This is a genomic window from Microbispora sitophila, assembly GCF_014892245.1.
Taxonomy (GTDB): domain Bacteria; phylum Actinomycetota; class Actinomycetes; order Streptosporangiales; family Streptosporangiaceae; genus Microbispora; species Microbispora siamensis.
On record NZ_JADBGC010000056.1, the window covers coordinates 1 to 16,409 of the forward strand.

Genomic DNA, 16,409 nt, shown 5'->3' on the forward strand with positions numbered 1-16,409 from the left:
CCATGGCCACAACTGGCCCTCCTCGCCCTCCTCATCCTGGCCTTCCTCACCATCCGCGTAACCAGCCGCCGGCGCCGCAGACGCATCGAGAAGCTGATCATCCTCAGCGGCCGCGGCACACCACTCGAGACCTGAACACCCGATGCACGGGCGGCCGCGGACCCCGGCCAAGCCGTGATCGGCCGGGGTCCGCCGGCGCGTGCCCACGCACCGCCCGATTCTCGGATCAGCGGTAGCCGGCGGAGGTGACGTTGGCCTGCACCGCGTTCTCTGTCGCGTCGGACGGGTAACCCGAGACGATGGCTCCCTCGTAGAAGGTGCCCTGGCTCAGGTTGGTGTTGGTGGCGCAGCAGTCGCCACCGCTACCCAGGATGATCGCGCCCTGCTTTTTCATCGGGCTGTAGCCGGGGGGAAGCGCGCCGTCCCACAGCGTGGTCATTCCGCCGGTCTGCGCGTTGCCGCCCTTGATGGCGAAGCGCGACGTGCCGTTGTTCTTCAGCATCGCGGTGACGAACTTGCTGGTGAACGCCCGCTGGTTCGGGTTCCAGGACGAGCTGCCGCCGGGGTAGAGCCCCCATTCGAGGTCGGCCTGCACCCATGGGCCGGAGCCGGAGCAGCCGCCGAACCAGCAACTCGTGCCGAAGTAGATGGCGTCCATCGCGCCGGCCCCGTCGGCCTTCCTGGTCGTCTCGCTGTTGCCGTAGTCGAAGCAGCAGCCGCTGTTGACGTGGGTGCCACTGGTCACCGTGTACATGCCCTCGGGCGCGCTACCCGTCGGCACCCCGGTCAGGTGACCGTCTCGCCAGTAGCTGTTGCCGGGCTTGATGTAGAGCGAGTACGCCTTGCTGCCGCCGACCGTCAGCGACTCGGACGTCGCGGTCGCGGGGGTGTCCTTGCCGCCTGCCCCGCCGGGTCCCTGGTAGAGCATGTTGTTGCCGTGCCCGGACTGGTCGTAGATCACCGTGATGACGCAGGTGGTGCCGGCACAGAAGGAGTCCTGCGCCGCCGCGTTGGCGGTGCCGCCCGCGGCCAGGACGCCGATGTCCCGGGTCGCGTTGTCGGAGGAACGCCTGACCTGGTACAGGTTGCCGCTGTAGGAGTGGTAGAGCGCCCGCGTCGTGCTGTGCGCGGCCACACAGGGCGTGCCGCCCACGGCGTAGATGTCACACGGCTTGCTCGCCACGGGTGTGGATGACGGGCTGGCTGAAGGACTCGGGGAGGGGCTCGCGGACGGGCTCGATGAAGGGCTCGCGGACGGGCCGGTGACGCCACCTGTGCAGGCCGTGCCGTTGAGCGTGAAGCCTGTCGGCGCCGGGTTGGTGCCGTTCCAGGTGCCGTTGAAGCCGAAGGACGTGCTCGCGCCGGTGGCCAGTGTCCCGTTGTAGCCGGCGTCGGCGACCGTGACCTGGGCGCCCGACTGCGTCATCGAGCCGTTCCACAGCTGCGTGACCGTCTGCCCCGCGGTGAACGACCAGCTCAACCGCCACCCGTTGATCGGGTCACCGAGGTTGGTGATGCTCACGTTCGCGCCGAAGCCACCCGGCCACTGGTTCGTCACCGAGTAGTCCACGCGGCAGCCTGTGGCCGCGTGCGCGGCGGGCGCGGTCAGCGCACCGACCGCGCCGGCCACGGCGACGAGCCCGGTGGCAAGCCAGAGCCGCAGGCGAGGGACCTTCATCCGTACTCCCGGGGTTTCGTTTCACGTCTTCACAGCGGTCGGTGGACAGCACAGACGGCTCGGAGTTCCGGCGAGCCTGCAGAGATGGCGGATCCCTGCTGTTAGCGCTAACAATTCATCCGCGGGACCGGCCCTTCTCTGTCGGAGCATGTGTGGTGGTGGTGCGGCGGAGCAAATACGACGCGAGGGAGCCTCGTCAAGGTCCGGGTCTTGTCCGCGCCGGCCCTCGGTCCGCCGAGGGCCTGTCCCACCTGCTGCCACCAGGGCGGGGTCCGGTCCGTCGCGAGGTTCCGGTGGTGAAAGTTTCACAGCGATGCCGTCGGAACGTCCTGGGCGCTACCGGCCGACTACCGGGCCGGGAAGGTGTTCCATGGTGGAGCTACGGAAATTTTCACTGATCATACCGCTCACTCGCCCAGGTCGGCGGGGATAAGGTTCCCTGCGCCTCAACGAAACAATTTCGAGATCCCTTGACAGGTTTCGTCGAGGTTTCCACACTGAGTCCGAAGCGGCCTCCTGCCGGGGTCGGTGGTGAGCGGCAGGGGTTCCCGGTTGCGACGCCGCGAGTGTCGCGTCCGCAGACGGATTGGGCCGCGAATCCTCCGGCTCCGGCTCCGCTCACTCTCGTGAACGTCGATGGAGCGCCGGCCGGCCTGAGTTCCCCGCAGCCGGCATCACCGCGTGCGGCGGCCTAGTCGCCGTCTCCCCCTGGAGTGTGAATGAACACGTCCGCACGATTCCGCACCGCGTTGTTCGCCGCCTCGGCGGCCGGGATGGTTCTCGCGGCCGGTTCGGCCGGCGGCGCGTCCGCGGGCACGGTCCCGGGCGCGGCACCGGCGGTCGCACTGCGCCTGGCCGCCTGGCCGTCCCCCACCGGTCAGCAGGCGGTCGGCGCCACGATCAACGTCTCGGGCACGCTCGACGGCGGCATGAAGCGCTACTACGGCACCGGCGCCCTCGGCAGCGGCAGCCAGAGCGAGAGTCAGCCCCCCATCTTCAAACTGGCCAACGGCGCGGTGCTGAAGAACGTCATCATCGGCGCGCCCGCGGCCGACGGCGTCCACTGCATGGGCACCTGCACCCTGCAGAACGTGTGGTGGGAGGACGTCGGCGAGGACGCGGCCACGTTCAAGGGCACCTCGTCGTCGCAGACGATGACCATCGACGGCGGCGGCGCCAAGGCGGCCAGCGACAAGGTCTTCCAGCACAACGGCCCCGGCACCATGTACATCAAGAACTTCCAGGTGGAGAACTTCGGCAAGCTCTACCGCTCCTGCGGCAACTGCTCGACTCAGTACAAGCGCGACGTCGTCATCCAGAACGTCACGGCGACCACGCCTGGCAAAGCCCTGGCCGGCATCAACACCAACTACGGCGACACCGCCCGCTTCTCCCAGATCACGATCGTGAACGACCCGAGCAGGAAGGTCGTCATCTGTGCGAAGTACAAGGGCGTGACCAGCGGCGAGCCGACGACGATCGGCAGCGGTGCCGACGGTGTCAACTGCGTCTACTCGTCGTCCGCCATCACCTACCGGTAGACCCGGCACCCGGCGCTCACCCCACGAGGGAGCCCTTCGGCAGGACGGGCCGTGCTCGGCGACCATCGAGACGACCAACAGCTGGCCGGGCGGCTTCCAGTCGACGGTGACCGTACGGGCGGGCAGTTCGGCGGTCAACGGCTGGACCGTGAAGTGGACCTGGCCGGGCGGGCAGAGCATCAGCAGCCTGTGGAGCGGCACGCAGAGCGGGTCCGGCTCCAGCGTGACGGTCAGCAACGCCTCCTATAACGGCTCGATCGCGGCCGGCTCGTCCACCACCTTCGGATTCACCGCCAACGGCAGCGCCGCCACCCCCACGGCCACCTGCACAAGCCCCTGATCTCTGTGCCTGTCCGGCGCGGCGGCCGGAGCGACTGACCGCCGCGCCGGATCGGCTGGTCCGCATTCCAAACATCCGTAGCTCACTCCAAGGAGGATCCTTGCGGAAGGTGGGAGCTCTACTCACCGCCGGCATTCTCGCGGGCGTCTCGATCGCCCTGCAGGACCCGGCCGGCGCCCTGGAGAACGGCGTGGCCCGCACGCCCCCCATGGGCTGGAACAGCTGGAACACGTTCGGCTGCGACATCAACGAGACGCTGATCAAGCAGATGGCCGACGCCATCGTCAACTCGGGCCTGCGCGACCTTGGCTACAAGTACGTCGTGGTCGACGACTGCTGGTTCAACCCCACCCGCGACTCCGCGGGCAACCTGCAGGGCAATCCCTCCCGATTCCCCAGCGGGATGAAGGCGCTCGGCGACTACCTGCACGCGAGAGGGCTGAAGTTCGGCATCTACCAGGTGCCGGTGGACAAGACCTGCGCGCAGTACTTCGGCGGCTACCCGGGCGCGACGGGGAGCCAGGGGCACGAGGTCCAGGACGCCCGTCAGTTCGCCGCCTGGGGCGTGGACTACCTGAAGTACGACTGGTGCTCACCCAACGGCACCATCGACGACCAGGTACGCACGTTCGCGAAGATGCGTGACGCGCTGGCGGCGACCGGGCGGCCGATCGTCTACAGCATCAACCCCAACAGCATCCACGCGAAGACGGGGCCGCAGCGCGACTGGGGCGACGTCGCCAACATGTGGCGGACGACCGAGGACATCACCAACAAGTGGGACACCGGTCAGACCAACGGCTATCCGATGGGCATCCAGAACATCGTCAACGTCACCGTCCCACTCGCGTCGTACGCGAAACCGGGAGCGTTCAACGACCCGGACATGATGGAGGTCGGCCGGGGCGGTATGACCGACACCGAGATGCGCAGTCACTTCGCCCTCTGGGTGATGATGGCGTCACCCCTGATCGCCGGAAACGACCTGCGCAGCATGGACTCGGCGACACAGACCATCCTGAAGAACCAGAACCTGATCGCCATCGACCAGGACCCGCTCGGCCTGCAGGCCCGCCAGATCAGCAATGACGGGACCCGCCGCGTGCTGGCCAAGAAGCTCGGCAACGGCGATGTCGCGGTCGCCCTGTTCAACCAGGGCGGCAGCACCACCACGATCAGCACCACCGCGTCCGCGATCGGGCTGTCCGGCGGTTCGTTCACCCTGCGCGACGCGTGGACGAACGCCGTCAGCGGCAGCACCGGCACCATCTCGGCCAGCGTGCCGTCACACGGCACCGTCGTCTACCGGGTCAGCGGCGGCGCGACCCCGTCGCCGACTCCCACGCCGTCGCCATCCCCCACCGCCTCCCCCACGGTGTCCCCCACCGCGTCCCCCACGGTGTCACCGAGCACGGGACCGGGCGGGTGTACGGCGACTTACCGGCTGGTCAACAACTGGGGCAGCGGCTTCCAGAGCGAGGTGACCGTCGGCAACACCGGGTCGTCCACGCTCAACGGCTGGACCGTGAGGATGACCCTGGCCGGCGGACAGACCGTCACGAGCCTCTGGAACGGCGTCAACACCGGCACCAGCGGCGCGATCTCCGTCAAGAACGCCCCCTACAACGGCACCGTCGCCGGAAACGGGTCGACGACGTTCGGATTCACCGCCGAGGGCGACGGCTCGATCGCCCCCACCAACGTGACCTGCACGAGTCCCTAGCCGAACGGAGCAGAGCAGGAAGTCGGGGGCTCACGGCGAACCATCGACATCTCAGAGATGGGAAAGACACTGTGCGACATGTCAGCTCTTCTCGCCGGCGGTTGAGGCTGTCGGCCGTGGCCGTCGCCGCGCTGTTGACGGCCGGCGCCGGTGTGGCCGGTACGCACGTCGCGTCGGCGGCCACCGTCGGCTGCCAGGTCAGCTACACGGTCACCAACCAGTGGCCGGGCGGCTTCGGCGCCAATGTGAACGTCAACAACCTCGGGGACCCGATCAGCGGCTGGAAGCTGACGTGGTCGTTCCCCGCAGGGCAGACCATCACCCAACTGTGGAACGGCACCTACACCCAGTCGGGCTCCCAGGTCACCGTGACCAACGTGGACTACAACGGCAGCATCCCCAGCGGCGGCAGCACGAGCTTCGGGTTCAACGGAGCGTTCAACGGCTCCAACCCGGTGCCGACGAGCTTCGCCCTCAACGGCGTGACCTGCACCGGCGGCGTCACCTCGTCGCCCAGCACCTCCCCCAGTGTCTCGCCCAGTGCCTCCCCCACCGTCTCGCCCTCCACGTCGCCCTCGCCGCCGTCGTCCAGGCAGCCGTGTGACATCTACGCCGCGGGCGGCACGCCGTGTGTGGCCGCGCACAGCACCACCCGTGCCCTGTACGCGAACTACAACGGGCCGCTGTACCAGGTGCGCCGCTCCTCCGACAACACCACCCGCGACATCGGCGTGCTGAGCCCGGGCGGGGCCGCCAACGCCGCCGCGCAGGACTCCTTCTGCGCGAACACCACCTGCCTCATCACGATCATTTACGACCAGTCGGGCCGGAACAACCGTCTCACCCAGGCGCCTCCCGGCGGGTTCTCCGGCCCGGCTCCGGGCGGCTACGACAACCTGGCGACCGCGACCAAGGCACCGACCACGGTGTACGGCCACAAGGCCTATGGCGTCTACGTCGATCCCGGAGTCGGCTACCGCAACAACGCCACCAACGGCGTCGCCAAGGGCGACCAGCCGGAGGGGATGTACGCGGTCTTCGACGGCACGCACTACAACGGCGGCTGCTGCTTCGACTACGGCAACGCCGAGACCAACAGCCGCGACAACGGCAACGGCACGATGGAGGCCATCTACTTCGGCAACATCAAGGTCTGGGGCTACGGCACGGGCAACGGCCCCTGGGTCATGGCCGACCTGGAGAACGGCCTGTTCTCCGGCGTGAACCCCGGTTACAACGCCAACGACCCGAGCGTGAACTACCGATACCTGACCGCCATCATCAAGGGTGAGCCCAACCACTGGGCCATCCGGGCCGGCAACGCCCAGTCGGGCGGCCTGTCGACCTTCTACGACGGCAAGCGGCCCAACGCCTCGGGCTACAACCCGATGAAGAAGGAGGGGGCCATCATCCTCGGCATCGGCGGCGACAACAGCCACGGCTCCGCCGGCACCTTCTACGAAGGCGTGATGACCTCCGGCTACCCGACCGCGGCCACCGAGAACGAGGTGCAGGCGAACATCGTCGCCGCCGGATACAAGTAGACCGGCGATAACCACGACGGATCGGGCCGTCCCCGGGCAGAGCCCCGGGGACGGCCCGCCGCCGGATGCGCGGTCTACGTCACGACGCCGCCGCCGGCGCGAGGATCTCCGGCAGCCGGGCCGGCGGTGTCGACGGCTGCCATGGCGGTGGCAGCCGGAAAAAATCTTGGAACTCGGGAGCCGGCGGATGTCGAGAATCCTCCGACGGCTCCGTCCCTGGGTCGGATCACCACAACGACCCTGGAGGGACGGCTATGCGAGCGAACGAGATCACCGAGATTCTGGACCGGCCGATCAGCCGAGAGCTGTTGGCACGCGACGTGACCCGGCTGGCGTACGTGGCCAAAGACGGCACGCCCCGAAACGTCCCGATCGCGTTCACCTGGAACGGTTCGGAGATCGTCATGTGCACCACGAAGAATGCCCCGAAGCTCCCGGCTCTGCGCGAGAACCCGATGGTCGCCCTGACGATCGACACCGAGGTGCACCCGCCCAAGATCCTGCTGATCCGCGGTCGGGCCGAGCTGGACGTCGTCGAGGGCATCCCGGACGAGTACCTCCAGATCAACGGCTCGTACGAGATGACGCCCGAGCAGCGGGTCGAGTGGGAGGCCGAGGTCCGCTCGCTCTACGACGGCATGGTCCGGATCGTGGTGACCCCGACGTGGGCGAAGCTGATCGACTTCGAGACGACCCTGCCGAGCGCGGTCGAGGAGCTGGTCCGGCAGCGGGCCGAGCGTGAGCGCGCCTGAACACGGTCCAGACCACACCGAGGAGAACACGATGGCCAAATACCTGCTGCTCAAGCACTATCGGGGCGCTCCCGCACCGGTCAACGACGTGCCCATGGACCAGTGGACGCCGGAGGAAGTCGACGCGCACGTGCAGTTCATGCGCGACTTCGCGGCCCGCCTGGAGGAGACGGGTGAGTTCGTCGACGGCCAGGCGCTGTCACCCGACGGCACGTTCGTGCGGTACGACGGCGAGGGACGCCCACCGGTGACCGATGGCCCGTTCGCCGAGACCAAGGACCTCATCGCCGGCTGGATGATCATCGACGTGGAGTCCTGGGATCGCGCGGTCCAGCTGGCCGGGGAGCTGTCGGCCGCTCCCGGGGCCGGCGGCAAGCCGATCCACGAGTGGCTCGAGGTGCGCCCGTTCCTGACCGAGCTTCCCACCATCACGGACTGACGCGCGTGGACGAGTCCCTGCTGCGGACCCTCACCCCACGGTGATCGGCGTCCTCGTCCGGCGCGGAGCCGACTTCGCGTCGGCCGAGGACGCCGTGCAGGACGCCCTGGTCGAGGCCGTGCGCGTGTGGCCGGACGACCTGCCGGGCGCGGCGTCCGTGCCGAGGCGTCGCGCCGGCCGCCGTAACTCGATGGCCGCAACGAGGCCGGCTGTGGCACGGTGTGGGCGTGTCCGAGCAGATTTCGCCGCCTCGAAGCGTGGACGAGGCGATCGTCGCTGAGCACGCCGGCGACGAGCGTGCCGCCTCCCCCTCGACCTGGCAGGGCCTCAACCTGCTCGGCTTCGCCCTGATGACGGTCCGCGACGCCCTGGAGACCGGCTCGTGAGCGACCGCGCCTCCGCCGACCGGCCGGATCATGCGGGAGAGCCCGCTCACGGCACTGTGCCGCTGATCACCACTGTGCCGCTGATCGCCACTGTGCCGCTGATCGCCACTGTGCCGCTGATCCGCGGCGCCGGGTCCGGTGACGCCGAAGGCATCGCCGAGGTCTTCCTCGCCGCCCGGGCCGAGATGACCTACCTTCCTCACCTGCACTCCGACGAGGAGACCCGGGCGTGGATCGCCGGTGTCATGCTCCCCTCGTCGCAGGTGTGGGTCGCCGAGGTGCGCGGCGAGGTCGTGGGATTCGCCGCCCTGCACGGCGATCGGCTGGACCACCTGTATCTCGCGCCCGCGGCGCAGAACGGCGGTGTCGGGAGCGCGCTGCTCGGCCATGCCAAGAAGGCGCGCCCCCGCGGACTCGACCTGTACGTGTTCCAGCGGAACACGGGTGCCCGGCGTTTCTACGAGCGGCACGGCTTCGCCCTCGTCGCGGAGGGCGACGGCAGCGGCAACGAGGAGAACCTGCCCGACGCCCACTACCGCTGGCGGCCCTGACCGCCCGCTCACCTCCGGGCTAGAGGAACCGCCACAGGTGGTCGTTCGCTCCGTTGTCGTCGGCGAGCACGACCTGCGCGCCCTGGGCGGTGGAGCCGCCGCTGACACCGAGGACCCGGCCGCCGTTGGCGCACTGGATGCGGAAGTATCCGTTGGATCCGTACCGCAGCCGCCACCGGTGGTCGGCAGTGCCGTTGTCGGCCCACTGGAGCACCCGCGCGCCGGCGGCCGTGCTCGCGTTCTCCACGCCGAGCACCTTGCCGCTGTTGGAGTTACGCAGGCGCAGGTAGCCGCCGGAGTCCACGACGGCGGTCCACAGGTGGTCGGCGGTGCCGGTGTCGCCCCATTGGATCACCAGGCCGCCGTCCGAGGTGGACATGTTCTGCACGCCCAGCACCAGCCCGCTGGCCAGGTTCTGGATGCGCCGCGCCCCATTCGGCACGAATCGCCACTGGTTGTCCTGGCTGCCGTTGTCGGGGTCCTGGACGGCCTGGGCCCCGCTCGCGGTCGAGCCGTTCAGGATGGCGAGCAGCTTCCCGCTGTTGACGTTGCGGATCTTGTGGGAGCCGTCGCCGGCGTCGGTGATCGTCCAGCGGTGGTCGGCGGTGCCGTTGTCGGTCCACTGCAGGACGCGGGCGTTGTCGGCGGTGGACATGTTCTCCACCCCGAGCACCTTGCCGCTGTTGACGTTGCGGAGCCGTACGGCGGTGCCGTCCACGATCAACTCCCAGTCGTGGTCGGCGGTGCCGCTGTCGCTCCACTGCAGTGCGAGACCGCCGTCGGCCGTGGACATGTTCTGGACGCCGAGCACGAGGCCGCTGGCCGCGTTCACCAGCCGGTAGCTCGCGGTCCCGCCTCCGCCACCGCCGCCGGTGTTCCAGTAGACGGTGTAGTTGTACCCGTGGGCGTCGTAGAACGGGCCGAGGTCGACCGACGACCCATTGGCGGTGGCCGTGAACGCCAGCGCCGTGGTGCTGGTCCGGGTGATCGACCCGGTGTTCAGGGCGGGCAGCGCCGACAGGGCGGTGTTCCCGTAGTTCCCGGACAGGACCACCGGGCCGTACGTGACCGCCGCGACGTTCGGGTTGTCGTTGGCGGCCTTCATGACCACGCGCATGGGCAGTCGGACCGTGACGGTGTCGCCGGAGGTCCACGAGCGGGTGAGGGTCGCGTACGTGCCGGGGGTGGTGTCCACGTTCTGCTGCTCGCCGTTGACGCTGATCGTCGCCCCGGCGGCCCAGCCGGGGATGCGCACGCGCATCGACCACGACCCACCGGCGTTGCCGGTGACCTGCAGCGTGACCGTGTCGCTCGCCGGATAGGACGTCGTCTGGGTGACCGTGATCCCCCGCTGGGTCCAGTCCAGCACCGACGGCGTGAACAGATTCACGATCAGGGTGGTGCCGTTGTAGAAGTACACGGAGTCCATCAGCGCCGTGTTGACCTCCACCCCCGTACCCTGGCAGCACCAGAAGGAGTTGTAGTCGGTGCTGTAGGTGCCGCCGCCCCACGCTGGGCCCACGCCACGGCGGCCACCCGGTTTGAGCGGCGTGAAGTAGGTGACGTGCCCGTGGCCGTCGGCCGGGTTCTGCGCGCCGATGACGTGGTTGACCAGCGCCTGCTCGTAGAAGTCGAAGTACGCCGCCCGGTTCGGGTCGAGCAGCCACAGCTCGCGGGTCAGCTTGAGCATGTTGTAGCTGTTGCAGTGCTCACAGGTGTCGTTGGTGAGATACCCGGCGATCGCGTTGGGGGCCCGGAAGTGCTCGGCCTGGCTGTTGCCGCCGATCGCGTAGGTGTGCGCGCCGACGGTGATGTTCCAGGCGTTGGCGGCGATGTCCCGGTAGCGGGTGGTGCCGGTCGCCTTGTACTCGCGGGCCGCGCCGATCCACTTGGGCACCTGGGTGTTGGCGTGCAGACCGTTGAGCTGGTCCTGGTTCGAGGCCAGAGGGTTGAACACGGCCGCGTGGTCGAACCGCTGCGCCGCGGTCAGCCAGCGGGCGTCGCCGGTCTGCTGGTACAGGTCGGTCAGCACGGCGTTCATGCCGCCGAACTCGGTGCCCAGCATGGCCTGCATCTGGCTGCCGCTCAGCCTGCCGGTCCGCCAGTCCACCCAGCCGGCCAGCGCGAGCAGCACGTCGCGGGCCTGGGTGCTGCCGATGAGGCGCCACACGTCGAGCAGGCCGGCCATGGTCTTGTGGATGCAGTAGTACGGCACGTTGCCGTTGCTCAGCGTGCGGGCTTCAAGGGCGGTGAAGTCCGACTCGGGGAAGCCGGACAGGTAGCCGGCGTTGAACCCGGCGGCGCCGTTGTTGGCCTGGCACCTGGCCAGCTCGGCCACCATGCGGTTCGCCTTGTCCCGGCACGTCGTATCCCCGAGCACGGCGTACGCCTGCGCCCACGCGCTGAGGAAATGCCCCTGCACGTGGGTGCGGAACGGGAAGTCGGGCGCGTCCCACCCGCCGTTGGCGGCGGCACCGTTGGTGGACAGACGGTGGTTGGCCCGGAAGTTGTACAGCAACCGCTCGACGTCGACGAACCGCAGATACGACAGCGTCCGGTTCTGGTTGTCCAGCCAGCGGCCCCCCGTCAGCCGCACCTGCCCGAGCTCGAACGGGTAGGCCGACACCCCGATGTCGGCCCGGGCCGGAGCGACCGCCGCCGCGGCCCCCCGCGCGCCCACGACCTGGTTGACCGCGGAAGCGGCGACCGCGACGCCGGCGGCCTGGAGCAGCCGGCGTCGGCTGATGGATGAGGGCGACACGTGGCCTCCTTTGTTAGCGCTAACAATTTCCCCTGCTCGCCGTCCGGCGTCGGATGACGTCGAACGAGGATGCGGGACACCCGCAGAATCGACGGCGCGGCCCCGTCCCGGGAGAGTGCGGTGGGCGGCAAATCCGCGCCGCCCACCGCCGCTCCGACAGGAGACCACCCGGGCTCAGTGTGGAAACCGTCACGAAAAGTGTCAAGACTGAGCCGGAAACTTTCGCCTGATCGCTCATCGGCCACACTCTGCTGCCTGGGACGACGAGAAACGCCGTTGTGGCAACGTTCCGAGAATGCCGCCGGTGGCGGCCTCGGCTGAAATTTTCACCGTAGCCCGTTCCCCGGCGCGGCGACCGCCCCCCGTAAGCACAGGCGGCGCGGCGTCCCGCGAAGCACAGCCGCCGAGGCCTCTTGACGGGATCGGCGGGGTCGTATTTGCTCCGCCGCACACCACCGACCACCCGACGGGAGGCCCGCCTCCGCACGAAATGTTATCGATAACAGATCCTGACCCGCCTCCGACGGCGGCGGGCCGGCCACGGGTAAGGAGTCAGATGCAGAGGATCGTTCGATGGACGCTGGCGGCGGTGCTGGCCGCCGGGTCCCTGGTCGCGGCCGGAGGCATGACCTCGCCGGCCGCCGCGCTGGACAACGGGCTGGCCCGTACGCCCCAGATGGGATGGAACGACTGGAACAGTTTCGGCTGCAACGTCAACGAGAACCTCGTGCGGCAGACCGCGGACGTCATGGTCTCCAGCGGCATGGCGGCGGCGGGCTACACCTACGTCAACATCGACGACTGCTGGTCGACCAAGAGCCGCAACGCGGCGGGAGATCTGGTGCCCGACCCGGCCAAGTTCCCGAGTGGCATGAAGGCGCTGGCCGACTACGTCCACTCCAAGGGACTGAAGCTCGGCATCTACTCCTCGGCGGGCACCACGACCTGCGCGGGCTATCCGGCCAGCCTGGGTTACGAGCGACGGGATGCCGCCCTGTGGGCCTCCTGGGGGATCGACTACCTGAAGTACGACAACTGCGGCGACCACCAGGGCAAGAACGGGCAGCAGCGGTACGCCGCGATGCGCGACGCGCTCGCCGCGACCGGACGTCCGATCCTGTTCAGCCTGTGCAACTGGGGCCAGGAGAGCGTCTGGACCTGGGGGATGCAGACCGGCAACTCCTGGCGCACCACCGGCGACATCCAGGCGAACTGGAACTCGGTCATGGGCATCCTGGACCAGCAGGTCGGGCTCGAGGCGTACTCGGGGCCGGGCGGCTGGAACGACCCCGACATGCTGGAGGTGGGCAACGGCTCGCTGACGGCCACGGAGGCTCGAGCCCACTTCAGCCTCTGGGCGCTGCTGAACGCGCCGCTCATCGCGGGCAACGACATCCGGTCGATGAGTGCCGAGACCCGCACGATCCTCACCAACACCGAGGTCGTCGCCGTCGACCAGGACTGGGGCGGCAGGCAGGGCCACAAGATCAGCGACAACGGGAACCTGGAGGTGTGGCGCAAGCCGATGTCCAACGGCTCGGTCGCCGTCGTGCTGCTCAACCGGGGCAGCGGCACGGCGACGGTGTCCACCACCGCCTCCGCCCTCGGCCTCGGCGCCGCGGCCTCCTACTCCGTACGCGACCTGTGGGCGCACACGACCTCCTCCTCGTCCGGGACGATAAGCGCCTCGGTGCCCGCGCACGGAGCCGCCATGTACGTCGTGAGCGGAGGGAGCCTGGTCACGCCGTCGCCCACTCCCACTCCCACCGGAACGGGCGCGATCAAGGGTGTGGGGTCGGGCCGGTGCCTGGGCGTCGCCGGCGCCTCCCAGACCAACGGCGCCCAGGCGCAGATCTGGGACTGCAACGGCCAGGCCAACCAGCAGTGGACGCCGACCGCCTCGGGTGAGCTGCGGGTCTACGGCAACAAGTGCCTGGACGTGAACAACCGGGGCACCGCGGACGGCACCAATGTGATCATCTGGGACTGCAACGGCCAGAACAACCAGCAGTGGCGGCTCAACTCCGACGGGAGCATCACCGCCGTCGGCGCGAACAAGTGCCTGGACGTCTACAACGCGGGCACCGCGAACGGCACCAAGGTCATCATCTGGACCTGCAACGGCCAGGCCAACCAGCGCTGGACCCGGGTCTGACCACGGCTACCGGCGCCGGGGCTCGCCCCACCGCCCCGGCGCCGGGCGTCCCCGAACGCCCTCGCGTGTGGAGATCCCACGTATCTCACCGGGCATCGGCTCCCGCTCACCGCTCTGCTGGCCGCCGCGTTCACCGTCCTCGGCGGGGTGGCCGCCGTGTCCGCGCACCCCGGCGACGTCCTCACGGTTTCCGAGCTGTTCCGGCTCTGCCGGGACCTCGTCGACATCCACCAGGTGCGGAACTGGTGCCAGGCCCGCGGTGTCGCCCTGCGCGTCCTGTCCTGGCCCCTGTCGAACTTCCAGAACCTCTCCGCCAACGACCCCACCACCACACTGACCATCAACGTCATCACCTCGGTCGGCCAGTTCCAGCGCGACCTGCAGAACGAACTGACCGACGAGGGGATCGCCGCGGCCGAGGCCGAGGGCCGCTATCGCGGCCGGCCGCCCGCGCTCAACGGCGCCCGCCGCGACGAAGTGCGGACGGCGTTCCGCGACGAGGGCACCTCCATAGCGGCCCTCGCCCGCGCCCACGGGGTGAGCCGCGCCGTGGTGCGGACCGCGCTGGCCGACCTGCTGCCCGATCAGCCGAGCTGAGCACCCATCACCAGAACGACGCCGAACTCAGCCCGCTACCGCCAAAATCCGTTCCGATCCTCCTCACGGGCCAGGGAACGTCACCTCGACCACCCCCGACCCCTCAGACCGAACCTTGCACAACGGGTTCAGGAGCGCGCTGTGTACTCGCCCTGGTCGAGCTGAGCGCCGACGCGGTGTCTCCAGGCGTGTAGCGCCAGGGGCTACCCCTCCCCTACCCAGCTAGCACTCACTATCTAGGGTCTAGGTACGCCTCGAACAGGTCGATATGGGGGCATCCGCTGGGGCGAGCCGATCTCCGGCATGGCCCCTGAACAGGTTCGCCATGTAGGGCTGTCACAAACCGGGTGGCCGTCTTGTCCTCACTGCAGACACTCCCCGTTTGGAGGAATACATGAGCGCTGAGCACCCACACCTGCCCCCAGGCGTTGAGGTGATTGCGACCCTGCCGGAGGCGGCGGCCCAGATCCCGGCTGGCGTCGAGGCCAGGACCATCCGGGTCACCCTGCCGCCCGGTGACCCCGGTGCGCCGCCGCACCGGCACCCCGGGCCGCTTTTCGGCTACGTGACCCAGGGTGAGGTCCTCTTCGAGCTGGAGGGGCAGCTGCCCCGGGTGCTCAAGGCCGGTGACGCCCTGTTCGAGCCCGGGGGCGACGTGATCCACTACCAGGGCGCCAACAACCTTCCGGACGCGCAGTCGCAGCTGGTCGTGACCATGTTCGCGCCGCCGGGTACCCCGGTTCTGACCGTGGTCAGCGCGGAGGAGCTGGCGGAACGACGGCACCTACGGGTTACGCAGCCATGATGACCACCAGTATTCGGGATCTCTCTTTCCGTCCCGGCCGACCAGCAGTCGGCCGCAGCCTGGGAGGTTATCAGTAGTGCTCACGTCCTCCTCGCTTGCTCGGATTTCCCGGCGGTGCCCTGAGCATCGGCAGCTGCGAGGAGGACGGAGGCGAACCAAGGGACGGGCCGCGCCAGCCGGCCGCTGCAGGTGAGGATGTGATCGCTCCACCGAATTCTCAGTTGGTATCTCGCTTGTGCCACCCGAGGCTGGGTGCCTGTGGCAATGAGCTTCGCCGACTCTTAACGCAGCCCGCTCGCCACGCCGGGGGCGGGCGGCTCAGCAGTGAGCGCGGATAGCGGCGGTCAGCCAGGTGAAAGCGGGCGTGGCCGACGGCGCGGGCCTTCCCCAGCGGCGGCTGGCCTGCTCGCAGGCCTCGACCACCTCGGCCGGCACCCGGGCGCGCAGCGCCAGGGTGGAGTGCGCGGCCACGCGGTACTCACAACCGTTGGCCACGCTGGCCGTGATCAGCACCACCTGCTTGGCCGCCGTCGGCAGCAAGGACTCGCCGAACTGCTCGGCCAGCGTGTTGTAGCCGGCCAGCAGTTCCGGCGACTCGGCCATCACCCCGATCAGCGTGGTCACGATCCCCATCCGCTCCTTGCCAGATCCGCAACGGCACTTTGGTCACCGTCGCCGTCGAGGCGGGAGCGAACGGGAACATCACCGTCCGCAACCCCTGGCCCGGCCAGAACGTCACGGTCGTGACCGTCTGGTTCGCCACCGTGCTGGCGAACCAGACCGGCGCCACCTTCACGATCCCCGCCCAGGCCGGCACGTCGTACCTGATCCAGCGGGCCTCCGCACCGACCACCTCCCTGCCCTACTGGCCCGTCGGCGGCGGCCCCGCCACCACGGCCAAACACCTCGGCAACCGCAGCATCGGACTCTGACCACAGACGCCGGCCGGACGCACGAGACGTCCGGCCGGCGTACCGCCGGTGGTTGGTCAGGGGGTGGTGAGGTCGAACCGGCTGACGGTGACCGCGCCGCCCAGCGATTGGGTGGCGTAGTTGAAGATGGCGAACCGGTAGCCCATGAAGAACTGCCAGGCGTTGCCCATCGTGAAGGCCGGTCCGAAGGAGGTGAAGTTCACTC

Annotated in this window: 15 protein-coding genes; 12 read left to right on the top strand and 3 right to left on the bottom strand. The window is 69.0% G+C overall.

What is annotated here, in order from left to right; translation table 11 throughout:
- Positions 1 to 226: 226 nt before the first annotated feature.
- Positions 227 to 1,678, bottom strand: coding sequence for an arabinofuranosidase catalytic domain-containing protein (locus IL992_RS45030; protein WP_193209418.1), 1,452 nt, complete (start codon positions 1,676 to 1,678; stop codon positions 227 to 229).
- 719 nt (positions 1,679 to 2,397) lie between these two features.
- Here IL992_RS45030 and IL992_RS45035 point away from each other — a divergent pair.
- The 8 genes from IL992_RS45035 to IL992_RS45070 all read left to right on the top strand — a co-directional run bounded on the left by IL992_RS45035 (position 2,398) and on the right by IL992_RS45070 (position 8,954).
- Positions 2,398 to 3,219 carry a pectate lyase gene (locus tag IL992_RS45035; RefSeq protein WP_193209419.1) on the top strand — a complete coding sequence of 274 codons (822 nt, stop codon included), beginning with the start codon at positions 2,398 to 2,400 and terminating at the stop codon, positions 3,217 to 3,219.
- Positions 3,176 to 3,559 carry a cellulose binding domain-containing protein gene (locus tag IL992_RS45040; protein WP_319019247.1) on the top strand — a complete coding sequence of 128 codons (384 nt, stop codon included), beginning with the start codon at positions 3,176 to 3,178 and terminating at the stop codon, positions 3,557 to 3,559. Before IL992_RS45035 ends, IL992_RS45040 begins: the two co-directional genes overlap by 44 nt.
- Positions 3,560 to 3,668: 109 nt before the next feature.
- Positions 3,669 to 5,282: a cellulose binding domain-containing protein gene (locus IL992_RS45045; RefSeq protein ID WP_319019253.1), complete on the top strand. Its 1,614-nt coding sequence runs from the start codon at positions 3,669 to 3,671 to the stop codon at positions 5,280 to 5,282.
- A 116-nt stretch (positions 5,283 to 5,398) separates the two neighbouring features.
- On the top strand, positions 5,399 to 6,826 hold the full coding sequence (locus IL992_RS45050; RefSeq protein ID WP_319019248.1) for an arabinofuranosidase catalytic domain-containing protein: 1,428 nt from the start codon (positions 5,399 to 5,401) through the stop codon (positions 6,824 to 6,826).
- A 254-nt stretch (positions 6,827 to 7,080) separates the two neighbouring features.
- Entirely contained in the window at positions 7,081 to 7,578 is a 498-nt protein-coding gene (locus IL992_RS45055; protein ID WP_079320796.1) for a pyridoxamine 5'-phosphate oxidase family protein, read from the top strand.
- 31 nt (positions 7,579 to 7,609) lie between these two features.
- On the top strand, positions 7,610 to 8,017 hold the full coding sequence (locus IL992_RS45060; protein WP_193209422.1) for a YciI family protein: 408 nt from the start codon (positions 7,610 to 7,612) through the stop codon (positions 8,015 to 8,017).
- Between the two features lie 227 nt (positions 8,018 to 8,244).
- Positions 8,245 to 8,403 carry a hypothetical protein gene (locus tag IL992_RS47385; RefSeq protein WP_226874966.1) on the top strand — a complete coding sequence of 53 codons (159 nt, stop codon included), beginning with the start codon at positions 8,245 to 8,247 and terminating at the stop codon, positions 8,401 to 8,403.
- Positions 8,400 to 8,954: a GNAT family N-acetyltransferase gene (locus tag IL992_RS45070; protein WP_319019249.1), complete on the top strand. Its 555-nt coding sequence runs from the start codon at positions 8,400 to 8,402 to the stop codon at positions 8,952 to 8,954. Before IL992_RS47385 ends, IL992_RS45070 begins: the two co-directional genes overlap by 4 nt.
- Positions 8,955 to 8,973: 19 nt before the next feature.
- Here IL992_RS45070 and IL992_RS45075 read toward each other — a convergent pair whose 3' ends face one another.
- Positions 8,974 to 11,715: a beta-L-arabinofuranosidase domain-containing protein gene (locus tag IL992_RS45075; protein WP_193209423.1), complete on the bottom strand. Its 2,742-nt coding sequence runs from the start codon at positions 11,713 to 11,715 to the stop codon at positions 8,974 to 8,976.
- 556 nt (positions 11,716 to 12,271) lie between these two features.
- Between IL992_RS45075 and IL992_RS45080 the strand changes: the two genes are divergently transcribed.
- The 3 genes from IL992_RS45080 (at position 12,272) to IL992_RS45090 (ending at position 15,272) form a co-directional block, all read left to right on the top strand.
- A complete protein-coding gene (locus IL992_RS45080) occupies positions 12,272 to 13,870 on the top strand; it encodes a glycoside hydrolase family 27 protein (RefSeq protein ID WP_193209424.1) in 1,599 nt (532 codons plus the stop codon).
- A 156-nt stretch (positions 13,871 to 14,026) separates the two neighbouring features.
- Positions 14,027 to 14,467, top strand: coding sequence for a recombinase family protein (locus IL992_RS45085; RefSeq protein ID WP_319019251.1), 441 nt, complete (start codon positions 14,027 to 14,029; stop codon positions 14,465 to 14,467).
- 433 nt (positions 14,468 to 14,900) lie between these two features.
- A complete protein-coding gene (locus IL992_RS45090) occupies positions 14,901 to 15,272 on the top strand; it encodes a cupin domain-containing protein (RefSeq protein WP_319019252.1) in 372 nt (123 codons plus the stop codon).
- Between the two features lie 318 nt (positions 15,273 to 15,590).
- Here the strand turns inward: IL992_RS45090 and IL992_RS45095 are convergent, their stop codons facing one another.
- Positions 15,591 to 15,905 carry a carboxymuconolactone decarboxylase family protein gene (locus tag IL992_RS45095; RefSeq protein ID WP_193209426.1) on the bottom strand — a complete coding sequence of 105 codons (315 nt, stop codon included), beginning with the start codon at positions 15,903 to 15,905 and terminating at the stop codon, positions 15,591 to 15,593.
- 29 nt (positions 15,906 to 15,934) lie between these two features.
- Between IL992_RS45095 and IL992_RS45100 the strand changes: the two genes are divergently transcribed.
- The gene (locus IL992_RS45100) at positions 15,935 to 16,204 is read left to right on the top strand and encodes a hypothetical protein (RefSeq protein WP_193209427.1); all 270 of its coding nucleotides are present in this window, start codon (positions 15,935 to 15,937) and stop codon (positions 16,202 to 16,204) included.
- Positions 16,205 to 16,409 lie beyond the last annotated feature (205 nt).

Excerpts from the sequence above, each read along its gene's own strand:
- IL992_RS45030 (WP_193209418.1), bottom strand. The coding sequence starts at position 1,678 with ATGAAGGTCCCTCGCCTGCGGCTCTGGCTTGCCACCGGGCTCGTCGCC.
- IL992_RS45035 (WP_193209419.1), top strand. The coding sequence starts at position 2,398 with ATGAACACGTCCGCACGATTCCGCACCGCGTTGTTCGCCGCCTCGGCG.
- IL992_RS45055 (WP_079320796.1), top strand. The coding sequence starts at position 7,081 with ATGCGAGCGAACGAGATCACCGAGATTCTGGACCGGCCGATCAGCCGA.
- IL992_RS45060 (WP_193209422.1), top strand. The coding sequence starts at position 7,610 with ATGGCCAAATACCTGCTGCTCAAGCACTATCGGGGCGCTCCCGCACCG.
- IL992_RS45080 (WP_193209424.1), top strand. The coding sequence starts at position 12,272 with ATGCAGAGGATCGTTCGATGGACGCTGGCGGCGGTGCTGGCCGCCGGG.
- IL992_RS45095 (WP_193209426.1), bottom strand. The coding sequence starts at position 15,905 with ATGGGGATCGTGACCACGCTGATCGGGGTGATGGCCGAGTCGCCGGAA.